Origin of the sequence: Pseudomonas sp. MWU13-2862 (assembly GCF_023242495.1) — a bacterium.
In the GTDB taxonomy this organism is placed as follows: Bacteria; Pseudomonadota; Gammaproteobacteria; order Pseudomonadales; family Pseudomonadaceae; genus Aquipseudomonas; species Aquipseudomonas gingeri_D.
Genome location: NZ_JALMEZ010000002.1, coordinates 96,446 through 114,746, shown reverse-complemented (window position 1 = coordinate 114,746; position 18,301 = coordinate 96,446). Strand labels below are relative to the sequence as shown.

Annotated in this window: 14 protein-coding genes; 4 read left to right on the top strand and 10 right to left on the bottom strand. The window is 60.7% G+C overall.

The window, feature by feature from the left end; all coding sequences use genetic code 11:
- The first annotated feature begins 6 nt into the window (after positions 1 to 6).
- The 3 genes from M5C56_RS03985 (at position 7) to araH (ending at position 3,594) form a co-directional block, all read left to right on the top strand.
- Entirely contained in the window at positions 7 to 1,011 is a 1,005-nt protein-coding gene (locus tag M5C56_RS03985; protein ID WP_103499732.1) for a substrate-binding domain-containing protein, read from the top strand.
- 63 nt (positions 1,012 to 1,074) lie between these two features.
- A complete protein-coding gene (gene araG, locus M5C56_RS03980) occupies positions 1,075 to 2,616 on the top strand; it encodes an L-arabinose ABC transporter ATP-binding protein AraG (RefSeq protein WP_247263053.1) in 1,542 nt (513 codons plus the stop codon).
- Positions 2,617 to 2,625: 9 nt separating this feature from the next.
- Positions 2,626 to 3,594: an L-arabinose ABC transporter permease AraH gene (gene araH, locus M5C56_RS03975; RefSeq protein ID WP_103494903.1), complete on the top strand. Its 969-nt coding sequence runs from the start codon at positions 2,626 to 2,628 to the stop codon at positions 3,592 to 3,594.
- 177 nt (positions 3,595 to 3,771) lie between these two features.
- Here the strand turns inward: araH and M5C56_RS03970 are convergent, their stop codons facing one another.
- Entirely contained in the window at positions 3,772 to 4,920 is a 1,149-nt protein-coding gene (locus M5C56_RS03970; protein ID WP_103494902.1) for an aldose epimerase family protein, read from the bottom strand.
- A gap of 139 nt (positions 4,921 to 5,059) precedes the next feature.
- On the opposite strand from M5C56_RS03970, the gene M5C56_RS03965 reads away from it, so the two are divergent.
- The gene (locus M5C56_RS03965; protein WP_103494901.1) at positions 5,060 to 5,842 is read left to right on the top strand and encodes an SDR family oxidoreductase; all 783 of its coding nucleotides are present in this window, start codon (positions 5,060 to 5,062) and stop codon (positions 5,840 to 5,842) included.
- 185 nt (positions 5,843 to 6,027) lie between these two features.
- On the opposite strand, the gene M5C56_RS03960 is transcribed toward M5C56_RS03965, so the two are convergent.
- The 9 genes from M5C56_RS03960 to M5C56_RS03920 form a co-directional block, all read right to left on the bottom strand.
- Positions 6,028 to 7,083 (bottom strand): hypothetical protein, encoded by a 1,056-nt coding sequence (locus M5C56_RS03960; protein WP_103494900.1) that lies wholly within the window; start codon positions 7,081 to 7,083, stop codon positions 6,028 to 6,030.
- Between the two features lie 34 nt (positions 7,084 to 7,117).
- Complete coding sequence (locus M5C56_RS03955) at positions 7,118 to 8,926, bottom strand: hypothetical protein (RefSeq protein WP_103494899.1); 1,809 nt, start codon at positions 8,924 to 8,926, stop codon at positions 7,118 to 7,120.
- A gap of 3 nt (positions 8,927 to 8,929) precedes the next feature.
- Positions 8,930 to 10,210, bottom strand: a complete 1,281-nt coding sequence (locus tag M5C56_RS03950) for a hypothetical protein (protein WP_103494898.1) — start codon at positions 10,208 to 10,210, stop codon at positions 8,930 to 8,932.
- Positions 10,211 to 10,229: 19 nt separating this feature from the next.
- Positions 10,230 to 11,153, bottom strand: a complete 924-nt coding sequence (locus M5C56_RS03945; protein ID WP_103494897.1) for a hypothetical protein — start codon at positions 11,151 to 11,153, stop codon at positions 10,230 to 10,232.
- 68 nt (positions 11,154 to 11,221) lie between these two features.
- On the bottom strand, positions 11,222 to 13,612 hold the full coding sequence (locus M5C56_RS03940; RefSeq protein WP_103494896.1) for a hypothetical protein: 2,391 nt from the start codon (positions 13,610 to 13,612) through the stop codon (positions 11,222 to 11,224).
- A 10-nt stretch (positions 13,613 to 13,622) separates the two neighbouring features.
- Positions 13,623 to 14,762: a hypothetical protein gene (locus M5C56_RS03935; RefSeq protein ID WP_103494895.1), complete on the bottom strand. Its 1,140-nt coding sequence runs from the start codon at positions 14,760 to 14,762 to the stop codon at positions 13,623 to 13,625.
- The gene (locus tag M5C56_RS03930; protein WP_103494894.1) at positions 14,741 to 16,186 is read right to left on the bottom strand and encodes a nucleotide pyrophosphatase/phosphodiesterase family protein; all 1,446 of its coding nucleotides are present in this window, start codon (positions 16,184 to 16,186) and stop codon (positions 14,741 to 14,743) included. The genes M5C56_RS03935 and M5C56_RS03930 overlap by 22 nt, the downstream gene beginning before the upstream one ends.
- Positions 16,176 to 17,408, bottom strand: a complete 1,233-nt coding sequence (gene eboE / locus M5C56_RS03925; RefSeq protein ID WP_103494893.1) for a metabolite traffic protein EboE — start codon at positions 17,406 to 17,408, stop codon at positions 16,176 to 16,178. Before eboE ends, M5C56_RS03930 begins: the two co-directional genes overlap by 11 nt.
- Entirely contained in the window at positions 17,405 to 18,289 is an 885-nt protein-coding gene (locus tag M5C56_RS03920) for a TatD family hydrolase (RefSeq protein WP_103494892.1), read from the bottom strand. The genes eboE and M5C56_RS03920 overlap by 4 nt, the downstream gene beginning before the upstream one ends.
- Between the last annotated feature and the right edge of the window lie 12 nt (positions 18,290 to 18,301).

Below are 18,301 nucleotides of genomic sequence, written 5' to 3'. Positions count from 1 at the left end.
CATCGTATGAATAGTCGTCGTGGTATCCGTTCCCTGTGCTGCGCCGCCGTGGCGGTCTCGGCCATGAGCTTGAGCGGGCTGTTGCTGGCCGCTGAAGAAGTGAAGATCGGCTTCCTGGTCAAACAACCCGAAGAGCCCTGGTTCCAGACCGAGTGGGCGTTCGCCGAAAAAGCCGGCAAGGACCTGGGCTTCACGGTGATCAAAATCGCCGTGCCGGATGGCGAGAAAACCCTGTCGGCCATCGACAGCCTGGCCGCCAACGGCGCCAAGGGTTTTGTCATCTGCCCACCGGACGTGTCCCTCGGCCCGGCCATCGTGGCCAAGGCCAAGGCCAACGGTATGAAAGTGATCGCCGTGGATGATCGCTTCGTCGACGCCAAGGGCGGTTTCATGGAGGACGTGCCGTACCTGGGCATGGCCGCGTTCGAAGTGGGACAGAAGCAGGGCGCCGCCATGGCTGCCGAAGCGAAAAAACGCGGCTGGGACTGGAAAGACACCTACGCGGTGATCACCACCTATAACGAACTCGACACCGGTAAGAAGCGCACCGACGGCTCGATGAAATCCCTGGAAGAAGCCGGCATTCCCAAAGACCATGTCCTGACCGCGGCCCTCAAGACCCTGGACGTCCCCGGCAGCATGGACGCCACCAACTCGGCCCTGGTCAAGCTGCCCCGTGGCGCGAAAAACCTGATCATCGGCGGCATGAACGACAACACCGTGCTCGGCGGCGTACGCGCCACTGAAAGTGCCGGGTTTGCCGCAGCCAACGTGATCGGTATCGGCATCAACGGCACCGACGCCATCGGCGAATTGAAGAAAGCCAACAGCGGTTTCTTCGGATCGATGCTGCCCAGCCCGCACATCGAGGGCTATAAAACCGCGCAGATGATGTACGAGTGGGTCACTGCCGGCAAGGAACCGCCGAAATACACCGCGATGGACGAAGTGACGCTGATCACCCGTGACAACTTCAAGCCGGAACTGGAAAAGATCGGCCTGTGGAAATAAGGCGGCTCGCTTTCCCTGGCGGCCCTGGTAGCCGGGCCGTCTGATGGCTGTGATGAGGTGGTTATGCACGCGCAACTGAACGAACGACACACTGCCGGTGCCAGCCTGTGCTTCAGCGGCATCGGCAAGACCTTTCCCGGGGTCAAGGCGCTGGATGACATCAGCTTTACCGCCCATCCGGGTCAGGTACATGCCCTGATGGGCGAGAACGGCGCGGGCAAGTCGACGCTGCTCAAGATCCTCGGCGGCGCCTACATCCCCAACAGCGGCACCCTGCGCATCGGCGAGCGGACCATGGCGTTCAAATGCGCCGCCGACAGCATTGCCAGCGGCGTCGCGGTGATCCACCAGGAATTGCACCTGGTGCCGGAAATGACCGTCGCGGAAAACCTGTTCCTCGGGCATCTGCCCGCGCGTTTCGGTGTGGTCAACCGCCGTCTGCTGCGTCAGCAGGCGCTTGCCTGTCTCAAGGGCCTGGCCGATGAGATCGACCCCCAGGAGAAGCTCGGTCGTCTGTCCCTGGGCCAGCGCCAATTGGTGGAAATCGCCAAGGCACTGTCCCGTGGCGCCCACGTGATTGCGTTCGACGAGCCCACCAGCAGCCTGTCCGCACGGGAAATCGATCGTTTGATGGCGATCATCGGGCGCCTGCGGGACGAGGGCAAAGTGGTGCTGTACGTGTCCCATCGCATGGAAGAGGTGTTCCGCATCTGCGATGCGGTGACGGTGTTCAAGGACGGGCGCTACGTGCGCACGTTCGAGGACATGGGCACGCTGACCCACGATCAACTTGTCACCTGCATGGTCGGTCGCGATATCGAGGACATCTACGACTACCGTCCACGGGAGCACGGCGCGGTGGCCCTCAAGGTCGACGGCCTGCTGGGACCGGGCTTGCGCGAGCCGGTCAGCTTCCAGGTGCACAAAGGCGAGATTCTCGGCCTGTTCGGGCTGGTCGGCGCGGGACGCACCGAGCTGCTGCGTTTGCTCAGCGGGTTGGCGCGCAGTAGCGCCGGGCATCTGGAACTGTATGGGCAAAAGCTGCTGTTGCGTTCACCGCGCAATGCCATTGCCGGTGGCGTGCTGCTGTGCCCTGAAGATCGCAAGAAGGAGGGCATCATTGCGCTGTCGAGCGTGGCTGAAAACATCAATATCAGTGCCCGTGGCGCGCATTCGGGCTTCGGCTGGTTGTTGCGCGACAACTGGGAGAAGAGCAACGCCGACAAGCAGATCAAGGCGCTGAAAGTCAAAACCCCCAACGCTGAGCAGAAGATCATGTACCTGTCCGGTGGCAACCAGCAGAAGGCCATTTTGGGCCGCTGGCTGTCGATGCCGATGAAAGTACTGCTGCTCGATGAGCCGACCCGGGGCATCGATATCGGGGCCAAGGCCGAGATCTACCAGATCATCCATAACCTGGCCGCCAGCGGTATCGCGGTGATCGTGGTGTCCAGCGACCTGATGGAAGTCATGGGCATTTCCGACCGCATCCTGGTGCTGTGCGAAGGCGCGCTGCGTGGCGAGCAACGCCGCGAACACGCCACTGAATCCAACCTGCTGCAACTGGCTTTGCCGCGCCAACGCGCCGACGGCCAGGCGAACTGAGAGGTAACTATGACCAGCCAAGACCAAGCGCTGCCGATGGCGCGCAAACCCCTGGACCTGCGCAGCCTGCTCGACAATTGGGCGATGTTGCTGGCGGCGGTGGGGATCTTCGTGCTCTGCGCCTTGCTTATCGACAACTTCCTCTCGCCGCTGAACATGCGCGGCTTGGGTCTGGCGATTTCCACCACCGGGATTGCCGCCTGCACCATGCTGTATTGCCTGGCGTCCGGGCATTTCGATTTGTCCGTGGGCTCGGTGATTGCCTGCGCCGGCGTAGTGGCGGCCATCGTGATGCGCGACACCGACAGCGTGCTGCTTGGCGTCGGCGCGGCGCTGCTGATGGGCCTGATCGTCGGCCTGATCAATGGCATCGTGATCGCCAAGCTACGGGTCAACGCCTTGATCACCACCTTGGCGACCATGCAGATCGTGCGCGGCCTGGCTTATATCTTTGCCGATGGCAAGGCGGTCGGGGTGTCCCAGGATCAGTTCTTTATCTTCGGCAACGGCCAACTGCTGGGCGTACCGGTGCCGATCCTGATCACCCTGGTCTGCTTCCTGTTTTTCGGCTGGTTGCTCAACTACACCACCTATGGCCGCAACACCATGGCCATCGGCGGCAACCCGGAAGCTGCGTTGCTGGCTGGGGTCAATGTCGATCGCACCAAGATCATCATCTTTGCCGTGCATGGTCTGATCGGTGCCCTGGCGGGGGTGGTCCTGGCCTCGCGCATGACTTCCGGCCAGCCGATGATCGGCCAGGGTTTTGAACTGACGGTGATCTCTGCCTGTGTGCTGGGCGGGGTGTCGTTGAGCGGCGGTATCGGCATGATCCGTCACGTGATTGCCGGGGTGCTGATTCTGGCGATCATCGAGAATGCGATGAACCTGAAGAACATCGACACCTTCTACCAATATGTGATCCGTGGTTCGATCCTGCTGATGGCCGTGGTGATCGACCGTATGAAACAACGTTGAGAGCCATGATGCTTAGCGGTTGGTAACGCTCCAATCTCCAATGTAGGAGCTGTCGAGCTTCAGCGAGGCTGCGAAAGCGGCAGTACAGTCAACATGGATTTGGCTGACCCACCACTTTCGCAGCCTCGCTGAAGCTCGACAGCTCCTACAGGTCCAGGTACAGGTTCAGGTTCAGGCTCAGTCGGCGGAGAACTTCAGCACCGTCTTCTGGGTATAAGTCTGACCCGGGTCCAAGCGTGCTGAAGCGAAGTTCGGCTGGTTGGGCGCATCGGGAAAGTGCTGGGTTTCCAGGGTAAACGCACCCCAATGGTTGTAGGTCTTGCCCGCCTTGCCCTTGACCGAACCATCGAGGAAATTGCTGGTGTAGAACTGCACACCGGGCTCGCTGGTGTAGAGCTGCAAACGGCGTCCGGACGCCGGGTCGCGAACGTCGGCGGCCAGTTTGCCGACGTCACCCTGGGTGTCCAGTACCCAGTTGAAGTCGAAGCCACCCTGTTTCGGTTCGGCGAATTTGAGCTGGGCGTGATCGTCCTTGATGTGTTCGCCAATGGCGGTGGGTTTCAGGAAGTCCATGGGCGTGCCCGCGACAGGTGCCAGTTCGCCGGTGGGAATCAAGGTGCTGTTGACCGGCGTGTAGTGGCTGGCGTGCAGGGTGGCGAGCTGTTTGAGCACATCGCCGTTACCGGCACCGGCAAGGTTGAAGTAGCTGTGGTTGGTGAGGTTCAGCACCGTGGGTTTGTCGGTGCTGGCTTTGTAGTCGATGTGCAGCTCGTTCTTGTCGTTGAGACTGTAAGTGACCTCGGTGGTCAGGTTGCCGGGAAAGCCCATTTCACCGTCTTTGGACAGGTAGGTCAGGGTGACACCGACCGAATCCTTGTTCTTGACGGGCCTGGCTTTCCACACGTGTTTGTCGAAGCCTTGGGCGCCGCCATGCAGCGAGTTCGGGCCGTCGTTGAGCGGCACCTGGTAGCGCTTGCCGTCCAATTCGAAGGTGCCGCCCGCCAGGCGATTGCCAAAGCGGCCGATGGTGGCGCCGAAGAACGCCGTGCCGCCCTGATAGCCCTGGACAGTGTCAAAGCCCAACACCACGTCGTCGAACTTGCCGTGCTTGTCCGGCACCTTCAATGACTGCAGCACGCCGCCGTAGGTGATGACCGTGGCTTGCACGCCATGGCTGTTGCGCAACACGTATTGCTCGACGGCGGTGCCGTCGTTGGTTTTGCCGAAGGGTTTATGTTCGCTGGAGAGGCCGTCCGCCTGGGCACAGAGGCTGGTCATCACCAGCGAGAGGCCGATGCCGGAAAGCAGGTGTCTGGATTGCCGCATGACTGAGCTACCTTTTATTGTTTTTGATTAAATAGTTAGACTATTGTCTTTTTAAAGCGGAAAAGACGGTTTATTTATAGACAATGCCTCGATATTTGCAATATAAAATAAGACTAAATAAGAGCGGAGTGACCGTCACATGAATACCCAACACCCATCTGGCCGCCCAGCGTCATACCCGGATCTGCAAGATAAAACCGTGCTGATTTCCGGCGGCGCTTCGGGCATTGGTGAATCCATGGTCCGTGCCTTTGCGCGCCAGGGTGCCAACGTCGCTTTCGTCGACCGGGCACAAGCTCAGGGCGAACGCCTGGAGGCGCTGTTGCGTGCCGAGGGTCACAGCGTCGAGTTCGGTCATTGCGATATCACCGACGAGATCGCCTACAAAGCCGCCATAGGCCGTTTCGCCCAGACCCTGGGGCCGATCAATGTGCTGGTGAACAATGCCGCCAATGACGTTCGCCACACCCTGGATGAAGTTGATTCGAACACCTTCGACAGGCTGATCTCCGTCAACCTCAAGCACGCCTTTTTTGCCGCCAAGGCCGTGGTACCGATGATGAAGGAAATCGGGAGCGGTTCGATTATCAACCTGGGCTCCGTGGGCTGGATGATGGCTTCCAGTGGATACCCGGTGTACGCCGCCAGCAAGGCTGCCGCCCATGGCATGACCCGAGCCCTGGCCCGTGAACTGGGGCCCAGTCGCATCCGTGTGAATACCCTCGTGCCGGGCTGGGTGATGACCGAAAAACAACTGACGATGTGGGTGGATGACGCGGCCAGGGAACTGATCGCCCGCAGCCAGTGCCTGCCGGGCAGTGTCGAGCCTGAGCATATCGCCAATATGGCGTTGTTCTTGGCGTCGGATGTGTCGGCGATGTGTTCCGCGCAGAACTTTATCGTGGATGGGGGATGGGTTTGAGTCCGCCAATCAGTCCAGAGGCTGCGGCGGCCGTTGTGACCGAAGCGCGAATGTGCAGATGAACGAACATTTCGCCAGTGCGCAGAGGGTGTCGGCCATCAACGTGATGGTCGAGTTGCGGGCTTGCCCGGGCTTCGCCAGTTTCTGTCTGCGGGACCCGGGACAATAAACGAGGCACCTGCTTTTCAGAGTTGTACCCGACGGAGTCTGCCGCTCAACGGGACAACGTTGTTGTCTGCCAGGGGCAGCGGCCGGCCCGTCAATCCCATGCCTTCGCTCACCAGCACCGCCTCTTGCAACAGGCACAGGTTGGAAGGGGTATCCAGGCCGCGAGCGAGCACGGCGACTTCGGACGTTTGCAGGTTGCAACTCAGCAGTCGCCCCGTGAACCGGGTAAAACCGCCATGCAGTGGTTCGCCGTTCCAGTCTGGCGGCAAGGGTTGCTGTAGGCGGTCGCAGAGCTCCAGGACCAGCACGTTGCCCTTCGGACAAAGCGCCAGCCCGGTGGGCAGTTGCAGGCCGCGGATCAGGATCTCGATTTGTCCGCTGGCCGGCCAGACCCGAATCACAAGGCCGGCCTTGTCGGCAAAGTCGATGCCTTTGCGGGTCGGGTCGCTGTGTAGCTCTCCAGAGAACAGGCTGATCAGCACGGCGTCTGTCGCCGGCTCGTACACCAGGGTCACGGGAACGGCTTCCTGGCCCTGATCCAGTCCAGGTAATTGGGCCAGCACGCGTTCGTCCTGGCCGGTGCTGAACTCCACCAATTGATTGGTATCGGGTTTGACCGCCAGCCAGCTGCGACGGGTCGGGTGGTAGCACAGCGCATTCAGATTGCCACGGCTGTGAAACACCGGCTCGGGCGGGCTGAATTGCAGGTCCAGCAGTTTGGAACCCTCGACATAATCGGTCTGGCTGACCAGGCAGCGCCCCTCACCGCAGGCAATGTCCGACAGCCCCATGATTTCATCGCGCAGCATGCGGGCCTGCATGTTCATGGCGCGAAAACCATGGGCCAGTATTTCACGGGGCAGATAGGCGCCGGGGTTGTGGGGGTCTGCTCGCAGTCGACTGATGCGGCCGCTGAAGGGCTGGTCCGGCAGGCCCGAGCCGGCTTCGGCCAGCAGCAGGCTGCCATCGGCTTGCACACAGAGGCCGCGAGGGTTCAGCAGGCCTTCGGCGATGATTGTGCTCGGGCACAGGGTTTCGCTGGGGTGCGCCGGGATATGCAGGGGAATGGACATAGGGGCTCTCTCCATAGATAAAAAGGGGGGACGGCTACTGCGGCGGTTGCCACGGTTCACCGGTGAGATAGGCCCTGAGCAGTGCCCGCTGGCAGGGAGACATCGAGCGCACGACGGGCATGAACAGCGTGGTGCCTTTGTAGGCATCCGAGGTTCGGGCGAGGATGGGATTCTTCGCGGCCATGATTGCGTCGGGCTGGTTCAACGGGATGTAACGAGACATGGCGGGGAAGGCCAGATAGTGAAAACGCAGGACGTTCGGATACATCAGCGGCCAGGTGATGGTGGTCCCCGCGGGGATGCCGAAGTCGGTCTGTGCGTATTTGCGAAAGCTGGTGAAATAGCTGGCGCTTGCAGGGCTGTTGACTGTGTAGGTCAGGGCGACAAAACCCGCCTGGGCGGCACTGCCGGGTTTGAGGGTGACCGGGAAGCTGACGGCGAGCTGGCCGGTGTTTACGGTCAGCGAGGCCGGGAACTCGAGGAAGTCCCAGTTTTGCGGCTGATCGTATAGCCCGGGAACGCTTGCCTGCAGGTCGATTTCGGTGGCGCTGGGGACCGGACCACCCAGGTACCTGATCTGCAGGGTGACCGACAGGCCGTCAGGGTAGTCTTCCAGATAAACGTTGCGCTGATCGGCATAGACCCGATAGGTCGATTCGGTTGCCTGCAGCCTGGTGGCGGCGACCATGTCGGGTGCGTTGATGGCCAGGGGAGCGGTCTGCACCGCTTGCTGCTGGCTGGCATCCAGTGGCAGGTCGACGATGCCTCCGTACACGTAGTAGTCGAACAATGGGCTGCTGGTCGGGTCGAGGGTGGTCAGGGTGGTCGTGCCCGCAGTAAGGGTGACGGGGCCGTAATTTGCGTTGGGCCCGATGGGGCTGGTGATGTCGTCCCTGATGGCCCGGAAGGTTTGTTTCGGGATGACGTTCACCATGTCGATGCTCAGGATGCCGCTGTCGCCCAGGTTGGCGTAGCCGGTGCTTTTAGTGCTTTGGTTGACCAACTGCCGGCCCGGCAGGCAGTTCAATGGCTCATCCGCGAAGGCCGGTGCCAGTGTGCCGATGACCCGGCCGATGCTCGGATTGGGGGTGTCTCTGCCGGCGGCATAATCGGCGTTCAGTTGGTCGGTGGTCATCGTGGGACACATTTCGAACATGACAAAGCGCAGGACGATCCCCGTTGCCCCCGGTGCCTGAATGATCGACTGCAGGCCGGGGCTGTTCCGGTTCCAACTGGCGATGCTGCTCAGGGGAAACGTCAGTTGAAAGGTGCCACTTAGACGGAAAGAACCCGGTGCATCCATGTCTGGCGGTTCGAGCACGCGCTTTTTGACATCCAGGCTGCTACAGACCGTGTCGGCACGGATCAGCAGTTGGATGTTGTCATTACCACCAATCTGCAGACCGCCGACGAATATCTGGGTGGTGTTGATGGCGGTGGGGTCCAGGTCCACCATCATCGGGCCGGAAAAAGGGCCCTGTCTGGTCACCGGATCCACGGAACCCAGCAGGTAGACAGGCTGGCCCACCTGATCGCCGCTGGTACTGATGCTGCCCGGATGACCCTGGGAGCTGATCAGGGCGCTCTGCATGTCGACGACATGTTGCCCATAGTGATTCCAGCCGCCGGCGGTGTATTTTTTGCCAGTCGGGGCGTTGATCATGTTGTTCAACTGATCGTCGCTGTAAGACTGGGCGCCCGGTGCCAGGGTCGAGGTGGTCAGGTCGAAGAGCTTCCAGTCTGGATTGCCATCGTAGGGGATGGTGGGTGAGTTGTTCGGCAAGCTGACGTCGGTGCGGATGCCGCCCCAGAAATTCAGTCGTGGTCCGTTCAGGATGCTCATGATCTATTCCTTGTCCTTGGTGGGGGTGGCGACGGGGGCATTGGCGAATTTGAACAGGTAGGAGAAGTCAGACTTGTAGGGGCTCTTGACCGGTGTCGCCATGGAGTGGCAATTCATGCAACTGCTGTTGGGCTGGATGTAGCTCTCCATGGTCACGTTGGCCGAGAGCGCCGGTGTCGGCTGGCCCAGTGGATTGCCGGGGTTGTCTGGTATCAGCGGGCGCTGGGTGGTGATGAGCTGGTAGTACTTCAACACGCTTTTTTGCAGCCCCGGATCGGTGCGGTATTGGGTGTTGACGCCGTTGGTGATCTCGGCAATCGGGGTGACCCGGCTCAGCGGGTCAGGGGTCTGGAACGTGGTGCCGGGTTTGGGTACGCAGACCAGATGCGCGCCCTGGGTCTGCCAGTCGCAGGGGGACTGGTTGAGGGCGGCGGCAGGGGCGCTGGGATTGAAGTAGGAATAGGCCGTGTCGGATGTCGGCTGGCCGTTCACCGGTACCTTTGGCGGAACGTTGTCGACCTGCTCGAACGTCGACCAGATCCACTGCGGATAACCGTTCGCCTTGGTGATGAGGTGCAGGCCCACCAGGCCCAGGTACGCCTCGGTGACACCGATGCGCTGGCCCTGGTCGTCGAACTTGGCCACGCGTGCGAGCAGGGTCAGGTAGTGGCTGGCGTTGTCGGCGGCCGTGAGGATGCGCCAGCTCGATTTGACCTCGATGACCCCATAGGGGAAGTTGATGTTATTGGCTTTGGACACGACATCCGCGTTATAGAACCGGTTGGCGACGATGTAGTTGTAGGAGATCTCGTTGGCCGAGATGTCGTAGTAGGTCGGGTTACCGGCCTGGTCGATCAGCCAGCCGCCGACGGCCTGGTCGATAGCATTCACCTGGGTGCTGTTCTTCAGCGCGGCGATATTGATGATGCCCAGGCTTTTGGCGGCCTGCGGCGTATTCCAGGGACCTGGGTTGGCTCCTTGCGGCAGAAAGATCTCCTCTACGGTCTTGTAGGTCTGCCAGACGGTATAGCCGGGATCCCCAGGCTGTTTGCCGCAGTCGGGATCACCCCGTTGGCCGTCCTGGGCGGGCCAGTTCAAGGCGATGAACATCTGCCAACTGTATTGATCGAACAGGTCCTGGCTGGCCGTGGCCGCCGGCGCGCTGTTGGGCGGCTGACAATTCAGGTGGGTGGCCGGCGTCGACGGCCTGGCCTGTTCCCGGGCCAGTGCCGGCAGACTGGCCAGTCCCAGCAGCATCACTGAAAGACAGAGTGTGGTTTTCATGGCGATCCTTCGTCATTGTTCAGGGTTTGCGCTGCATGAGTTTGTTCCACTGCGCCTTTTGGCCGTTGCTCTGTGACGCCGGTGGCTCGAACAATTGGCAGGGCGGCGGATTGGTTGGGCACATGGCGGCTACCTGTGCCCAGGTTTGGGCCGGGTCCGGTTTGGCGATACGGAAGTCGGTGTAGTTCTGGCTGACGATGGGTGCATTGGCAACGCTGGTGTCACCGGAGAAAAAGAACGATTGGGGATGCCGGTAGGGCGGTTGTCCCGACGGTTCTTTGTAAAAGGCATAGCCGAACAGGATCGGACCTTGTGGTGATTCGAGGTCCAGGGCGTAGGCCTGCACACTGGCATCGAGGTTTTTGCTGCGCTCGGCGCTGTAGGGCAGGTGCTCGATAAAGCTTTGCCGTGGCGGATGGTTCATCGGTGAAAACATGCAGCAGGCCGGCATGTCCTTTGGACGGTCCTGCGGGTACGTCAGGAAGTAGGCCTTGTTGCCAAGGGACACGAAGGAGCAGCTGTAATGGTTGTTCTTGATCGGGAAGATCGGCAGGCAGTACTTCTCGTAGTGCTCCATCATGGCGCCGAAGCCGTCGCCATCCGGTGGAATATAGGTGGTGTCGTAGTAGCTGGTCCCCTGGGAGACTGTGTAGTCCGCCGGGGTGAGGGTCGCAGGTGGGTTGCTGTAGGGCGGCGGATTTTTTTCGTAGTTGTGCATCACCCGGTACAGGGTCCAGTTGCTGATCCAGAATGCCGGAAAGAACGGATCGGAAGGCTCCCCCGGTGCGCGTTTGGCGATGCAGTTGCCGTTCTGCTCATTGCACCCCAGGGTGTTGTGCACCCCCATGGTGAAGTAGACGGCGCCACTGTCGTCCTGGGCGAAAAGGGCTGGGCTGAGCAGCAGGCTCAGCAGTAACAGTCGGCTCAAGATGCAGGCTTTCATATCGCACTCCTGTGAAGTGCCGGGTGACAGGTTCGTCACCCGGCGGTCCTGCTTGAAGCGTTGTGGTTTCAGTCTGACGTGTAGTCACTCATGCTCAGCGGTACGGGTGGGTAATTGCGTTTCACCAGGGACTGCGCCCAGAGTTCGAGCACGGCACGACGGCTTTGTGACATGTCTCGGGTAATCGGCATCGCCAGGGTGCTTTCTTCCTGATACTCCTTGCTGATCAGCACGATGAGCTGATCGATGGCGCCCTCGATCCGTTCCAGGGAATTGAGTGGCATGTATTTGCTCATGATGGGGTACAGGTAATAGAAGGGTTGCAGGATGCGTGGGTAGATGAAGCTATCCCAGATCAGGACCCGGGCCTCGGTTTTCGTGTAGATCTGGTTCCATTCGTTGACGAAGTCCTCCTGCAGTGCCGGCTCCAGCGGCAGTACCCGCAAAGGCGCGAGGAAGTCGGTGTAGGCGTCCGTGTAGCTGAAGCTGAAAGGAATCTCGGGCGGCTGCTCACCTTCCTGCACGAAGAAGCGCAGAGTCGGGAACCCCGGAGCCTGGCCTTTGACGGTCAGCCGGGCGATGCCGTTGGCGTCGGTGCGAATCTGCGTCAGGCAATAGTTCACGGTACCGTGTTGCAGATCCTCCAGTGTGCCTTCCATGGGGACGGGGTTGTTGAAGCTCAGGCAGGGGCTCAAGGCGACCGAGGCGGGCGTCGACAGATATTGTTGATAGGTGACAGGGATCGGTACATCGGATGGGGCCTGGGTGTGTAGCGCCATGAGCCGGCGGCCACTGCCCACGCTGGCCTGGCTGGGGGCTTTGGGAGTGTCGACAAATTGCGGCAGATTGGCGTTGTTGTTCGTGCGGTTCAACGGATAGTCGTAGAACAATGTGAAGTCGGTTTTGTTGTTGAACGCCAGGTAGTAGTTGCTGGTACTCAGCATGAAGGCGTTGTCGTATTCCGCCACCCAGAGCACGGTGTCGGCCGGGGCCGGCTGACCATCGTATTGCACCATGATCTGCAGTGTCCGGCTGTCGCCCACATCGATGAAGCTGGCGCTTTCCACCACTTCGGCGGTCCACATCTGTTGGGTGGCCGCTTGTGTCGGGGTGTCGCCTTGCAGTTGCAGTTCCAGCGATCCGCTTTGCAGCTTTGCCCTGGCCCCGGGGCGCAGCGGCAAGTCGAGGATGCCCGAGCGTTTGTCGAAGGCCGCCTGCCGATAGTCTTCGAAGCCAAAGCTGGCCAGGGGGCTGAATTGGCCTGCGTCGTTTATCCCTAGCACGTAATTGCCGGCCTGGAATTTTTCCGCCACTGGAATAGCGGCATCCTTGTCGAGCGGATAAAACGGGAAGGTGGTCGAGAGATCCAGCGACAAGGTATCGCCGTGAGGCTGAAGCTGAGTCGAGATCACCCCCAGTTGTATTTCTGCTCCCGGAGGAAGGGGGGTGTCGCCAGGTGTGGTCTTGTAAGGATTGATGGCACCGGCAGGGACCAGGCGTCGACCCGCCGGTGCGGTGGGGAACTCATCCTCGAACCACAGGCCCAGGGTCCCGGCGGTACGACTGTAGGCCGGATTGAAGAAAATATCGGCAACATTATCCAGGCCTTTTTGATACATATCTTGCACCTTGGCCTGCATCTCGGGGGCGGTGGAGTGGGTGTTGATGGGAGGGTAGTTGTTGAAAATACCGTTTCTGTCGTAGCAGGTCAGGTAGGTGGAAAACCGGAACATCAGGCCCTTGGCGTTTTGTAGCGCCATCTGCTCCTGGAGGTCCTTGAGCAGTTGCGAGTTGCCGATCACCCATTGCAGGTTCTCTTTGGGAAAGCAGGTCTGCCAGGTGGTGGTGACATAGATCAGGCCCCCCAACGCCCCCCAATTGAAATTCAGGAAGCGGTCGAGCATCCGGTGTTGGCGATTGAGGGTCAGGCCGCACTGAGCGTCCCCCAATACCAGCTTGTCGAAGTACAGCGCCGTGAAGGTGTTCTGCCAGGGGCTGACGTCAACGAAGCGGGCGGGGGGTAAATTGTTGCTGCCCAACGGGTTGCCAAGCAGTTGGTAGCGCTTGTCGATCAGCGGATCCAGGTCGACGTAGCCGCCGCCTGGAAGTTCTCCACCAATGATCACGGAGCGAATCGGCTCGTAGTCGACAGTGCCGCAGGCGTTGTCGCCGAACAGGTCCCATTCGGCAGGGATCATCGGGTAACTTTTCGGATTGGCATTGCCCGGTACTTGCAGGGCATAGCCCGGTACTTCGCTTATCGGCAAAGGCGCGATGGTCCAGGGCATCAAGGTGCTGGCGGCGTTCTCCGGGTTGATCCCGTATGTGGCGAGAAATTGCCAGTTCATCTGCATCTTGACGGCGTCGTAGAGCGGCAGCACATCGTTGTTGTTGGCCGTCGGCGGGTTCCAGAACATATGGCCGTTGAGGTAGATGCGAGGGAAATTCAATACGCTCATGTCATGCTCCTTAGCGTTGCCACTGGGCGCGTTTGAGCGACCAGACAAAGTCCAGTTTGTTGTAACCGACAAAGGCCGAGTCCGGCGGGGGGGCGGTGGGGTAGACGATGCCGCCCTGTTCTTTCATGGCGAAATTGAAATAGCCCTTTTTAGCCGAGTACGCAGCCGTGTCATGGCAGGCAAAGCACGACGACTGGCTCTGGAAGGCTGACTCCAACTGGGAGTTGGCCAGCAGCGTCGGGTCAGTCTTGGACTGGACCCCGATCAGTTCGTACTGCGACAACCCGGCATATTGGGCCTGGAACTGGTTATTGACCGGCTTGGCCGCGGTTGTCGGCCCGGTGGTGTTGGTCATCGGGGTGGGCGGGATGGCGTTGGTCACGGTGTACTTGCTGTTGTTGCGGTTTTCGAAGGTGGTCCAGACCCAGTCGGGATTGAGCTTGTTGATGACGTGCAAGCCGCTCAGTGCCGCGTAGCCGACCTGGTATTGGCCGTCTTGCAGGTAATAAGCCTGGGCGATGTAGTACCCGTCTTTTTCCAGTGCCTGTTTGTAGCCCGTGTCAGCACCGACCCACAGCCAGGCGGCTTTTAATTCCCAGGCGAGGGAGGGGAACTCCAGGTTGCTGGTCAGGGCGGCCTGGCCGTTCATGTTGTAGACCTGGTGCTGCACGATGTAATCGAATGTGCCTTCGCCCATCAGCAGTTGAAAGCGTACGGGCTTGCCTTTTTCCGCCGGGGGCACTGCGCCGCCCATCTCCAGGATCATGCCATCCACCTGTTGTGTGGCATTGAGGTTATGGAAGGTTCGGGAGGGGTCCAACCCCAGCGTCTTGGCTTGCGCAAGCACCGCGTCCGGGGGCGGCACGGAGGTAGCGTAAGGCGCGGGCTTGGCGCCATTGACCAGGTAGACCTGGTCGGAGGGTTTCATGGTTTCCCACTCTCGGTTGGGGCTCCCGCTGGCAGCGGGCTGGTTCAGGCAGACAAACCAGTTCCAGGCCAGGGTTTCGGGACTCTGCACAAACACCTGGCGGGTTTTGTTGATATCTCCTCCAAACTGCAGGAAGTGGCTGCAGTCGAAGGTGTTGGTGTTCTCTGCCTGAGCCAATCCGGCCAGTGCACTGAGAACGGTTATAGAAATGGCTCGCCGCATGGAAGCTCCTTGGCATTGGCCTGGTCGCTGTGTGGGTGCCCCAGGAAATGCTCCAGGAGCAGTTGTTTCACCGCCGTGGCCGCAAGGTGCTGCGGCAACGGCAGATCACAATTGGTGATGAGCAGCGGGCCGGTCCGCTGACTCGCAGGCAGGCGGCCATGACTGCCGCGGACCAGTCCGGTGTCCAGCGGGATCAGGTCCATGTAGTAGCGAAAGCCGAGTTTTTTCTGCAGCAGGCGGCGCGCCACTTTCAATTTGGGGAAACGAATGGCCGGATCGATGAACAGCTCCAGCGGGTCGTAGCCGGGCTTGCGATGGATGTCCACGGTGCGGGCAAAGTCAGGGGCCTTGCGATCGTCAAACCAGTAGTAGTAGTCGAACCAGTAACCCGCTGCGGCCACGGTCACCAGCTCGCCGCTACGTGGATGATCCAGTTGCCAGGCCCGTTGTTCGGCTTTATCCAGCACCTGCTCGATACCGGGCTGACGCTGCAACAGTGCCTTGACGCGGGGTATGTCTTGCACCTGCTTCACGTAGATGTGCGCGATCTGATGATCGGCAACGGCAAAGGCCGCACTGGCACCGCAGTCGAGCAGCTCCCAGGACAGTGACTGGCGTACCTGCAGCAGCCCTTCGGAGCGCAACAGGCGATTGAGGGAGATCGATTGCTGCACCGGCTCGATACCGTATTCGGACAGCAGCATCACTGCCGCGCCTTGTTCCTGGGCAAAGGCCAGCAGACGCCCGACCTCACTGTCGATGGCCCGCACCTCGTCGGCAATCGACGGATGATCGGGCCCCAGGCGCTGCAGGCTGTAGTCGAGATGGGGCAGGTAGATCAACTGCAGGTCGGGTCGATCGAGCTGGAACTCGGCGATGGCGCAGTCGACGATCCAGCGGCTCGAGGCGATACCGGCCGCCGGACCCCAGAAGCTCGGAAAGGGGAACGTGCCAATCTGCTGTTCGATACGCTCGTGCAACGACGCCGGTGCCGAATACAGGCCGAACATTTTGCGGCCATCGGCCGGATAGTGAGGGCGTGGGGTGATGGCGGCATCCACGTCGGCATACATGTTGTACCACCAGAACAACTGGCTACAGCGAAAGCCGGGGAGCTGGCGCTTGAGTGCCTGCCAGACTTTTTCACCCTGGATCAGTGCGTTGGGTTGCAGCCAGAAACGCACTTCGGCCTGATCGCGAAAATACCAGCCATTGCCCACGATGCCGTGCTCCGACGGTGCCAGGCCGGTGAGGATCGAGGCCTGGACCGTAGACGTGACGGCCGGGAACACCGGTTGCAGGCTGGCCATTTTTGCCGTTTTCAACAGGGCATTGATGTGGGGCGTCGCCGCGCCCAACAGAGCCGGCGTCAGCCCGACCACGTTGATCAGAAACAGCGGTTGGCGCGAGTGATCAGAGGGCATCGGCGTACGCCTCCGGCACTAAGGAGGGTAACAATTGCCTCTGCCGCAGTTGGTCTTCGACCCAGTGCAGTTCTGCGGCGATTCCCTGGAGTTGGGCGTGCTCGGTAGTGGGCCGCAGTTGGGCGGGCAGGACGCCCCAACTGTAGGTTTCCACTTCCAGCACGGGGCGAAAATCCCCATGGTCCGCCAGAAAGTCGAAGGTCTGCGCCAGGGCGATCTGACTGCCGCTGAGTTCGGGCAGCAGCAAATGTTCGCTGAACAGCGGAATGTGGAAATGAATCCTCAGTTCGGGGTATTGCCCCGGGTGCTTTGCGCAATCGTCGAGGGCGGCGGGGAGGTCCGCCCAGGCCACTAACCGGCTCTGCGCATCGCGAGCTTTCACTTGATGCAGGTAGGTGGTTTCGGCAAAGTCGCTCAAGGTCTTGAGGACATGTTCGCGCCGGTTGTCGTCATGAGGGGGCAGGCGACAAATCAAGGCGTTGGACAGCTGGATCTTGCCGACGGGCACCCGCGCCTGACGCAGTCTGTCCAGTGACTGATAGCAGTCTTCGAACATCACGGCCTGGTGGCAGACATCGAAGCACAGCGCCAGATGCTCATGGTGCGGGTCGACGGCTTGCCAGTACTGGAAAAAGGCGATGGCCTGATCGGTGTTTTCCAGCACGCAGTCCGGTTCCATCTCCAGGCAGAGCACGATTTTCTTGCCGGTTTCCTGGTGCAGCCTGGCCAGGGACCGGGTCAGTTGGCGCAACTGCCGCTCAGCGCCGTGCTGCAGCGCCGCACTCCAATGCGCGGCGTAGCCCAACGGTACGCTGGAAATTACCCCCTGGGCACAGTCCGGCGGCAGTGCGGCCGCCAGCAGTTGCGCCAGTTGCAGGCTGTATTCCAGGCGTTGCGGATCGGCCCAGTGAGGGCGATAGACCTCGGCTTTGACGGCGCCCCCGTGGAACTGGCCGTAGGGAAAACCGTTGAGCGAGGTCAGGCGCAAGCCACTGCGTTGCAAGCACTCAAGGAACGCCTGGCGTGCCGTCACCTGCTGCAATTGCGCTGCTGCCTTGGCGCTGATCCACAACCCGCTGTCCTGCTCGTTGAGCCCGCGTAACTGACGCACACCCTGGAAATGCGCCTCGATCGAGGCGCACAATCCGGCCAATTCGGGGGTGGGGTGCACGTTGCTGCAATAGCCGATCTGGTTGGGCGTCCATTCCCTGACCTGGCTCATTTGACCACCGGTTCCTGACCGCGCAGGGCCGAGTTTTCCTGCCATTGCCGACGCTGATCGATGGGCAGCGGGGTGCTGACCAGTGTCTTGTCCAATTGCCCGCTCTGGGCGAAGAAGTCCACCGGGTTGTGGAAGAGCACCTGTTCGACCTGTGCTTCGCTGAAGCCGGCTGCCAGCATCGCCTGGCCGGTTTTCGGCACTTTGAGCGGGTCGCTGATGCCCCAGTCGGCGGCGCTGTTGACCACCATTTTTTCGGTGCCGTACTCCTTCAGCAGAGCGACCATGCGCTGTTCCGACATCTTGGTGTTGGGGTAGATGGAGTGGCCACGCCAGCAGTCGCTGTCCAGCACCAAGGGCAGCGTCAGTTCATTGAGGTGGTCGATGATCACCAGATGCTCGGCAATCCCCACTTCGCGAATCACCGCCAGGGTGCGCTTGGTGCCGCCGATCTTGTCGCGGTGCGGGGTGTGTACCAGCACCGGCAAATTGAATTGCCTGGCCAGCTCCAACTGAGCGGCGAGGAAGCGATCCTCCTCGGGAGTGATGTCGTCGTAGCCGATTTCGCCGACTGCCACGACGCCGTCTTTCAGCAGATAGCGCGGCAGAATCTCCAGCACCTCATTGGCCACTGACAAGTCATTGGCCTCCTTGGGGTTGAGGCCGATGGTGCAGAAGTGATGGATGCCGAACATGCTGGCGCGAAAGCGCTCCCAGCCCAGCAGGGTGTCGAAGTAGTCGATGAAACTGCCGACACTGGTCCTGGCCTGGCCTTGCCAGAAGGCCGGCTCGATAACCCCGGTAATGCCGGCGGCCGCCATGTTCTGGTAGTCATCGGTGGTGCGGCTGACCATATGAATATGCGGGTCGAAGTACTTGAGCATGGTGATTCCTCG

Coding starts and splice junctions, on each gene's coding strand:
- M5C56_RS03985 (WP_103499732.1), top strand. CDS start 7: ATGAATAGTCGTCGTGGTATCCGTTCCCTGTGCTGCGCCGCCGTGGCG.
- araG (WP_247263053.1), top strand. CDS start 1,075: ATGCACGCGCAACTGAACGAACGACACACTGCCGGTGCCAGCCTGTGC.
- araH (WP_103494903.1), top strand. CDS start 2,626: ATGACCAGCCAAGACCAAGCGCTGCCGATGGCGCGCAAACCCCTGGAC.
- M5C56_RS03970 (WP_103494902.1), bottom strand. CDS start 4,920: ATGCGGCAATCCAGACACCTGCTTTCCGGCATCGGCCTCTCGCTGGTG.
- M5C56_RS03965 (WP_103494901.1), top strand. CDS start 5,060: ATGAATACCCAACACCCATCTGGCCGCCCAGCGTCATACCCGGATCTG.
- M5C56_RS03960 (WP_103494900.1), bottom strand. CDS start 7,083: ATGTCCATTCCCCTGCATATCCCGGCGCACCCCAGCGAAACCCTGTGC.
- M5C56_RS03955 (WP_103494899.1), bottom strand. CDS start 8,926: ATGAGCATCCTGAACGGACCACGACTGAATTTCTGGGGCGGCATCCGC.
- M5C56_RS03950 (WP_103494898.1), bottom strand. CDS start 10,210: ATGAAAACCACACTCTGTCTTTCAGTGATGCTGCTGGGACTGGCCAGT.
- M5C56_RS03945 (WP_103494897.1), bottom strand. CDS start 11,153: ATGAAAGCCTGCATCTTGAGCCGACTGTTACTGCTGAGCCTGCTGCTC.
- M5C56_RS03940 (WP_103494896.1), bottom strand. CDS start 13,612: ATGAGCGTATTGAATTTCCCTCGCATCTACCTCAACGGCCATATGTTC.
- M5C56_RS03935 (WP_103494895.1), bottom strand. CDS start 14,762: ATGCGGCGAGCCATTTCTATAACCGTTCTCAGTGCACTGGCCGGATTG.
- M5C56_RS03930 (WP_103494894.1), bottom strand. CDS start 16,186: ATGCCCTCTGATCACTCGCGCCAACCGCTGTTTCTGATCAACGTGGTC.
- eboE (WP_103494893.1), bottom strand. CDS start 17,408: ATGAGCCAGGTCAGGGAATGGACGCCCAACCAGATCGGCTATTGCAGC.
- M5C56_RS03920 (WP_103494892.1), bottom strand. CDS start 18,289: ATGCTCAAGTACTTCGACCCGCATATTCATATGGTCAGCCGCACCACC.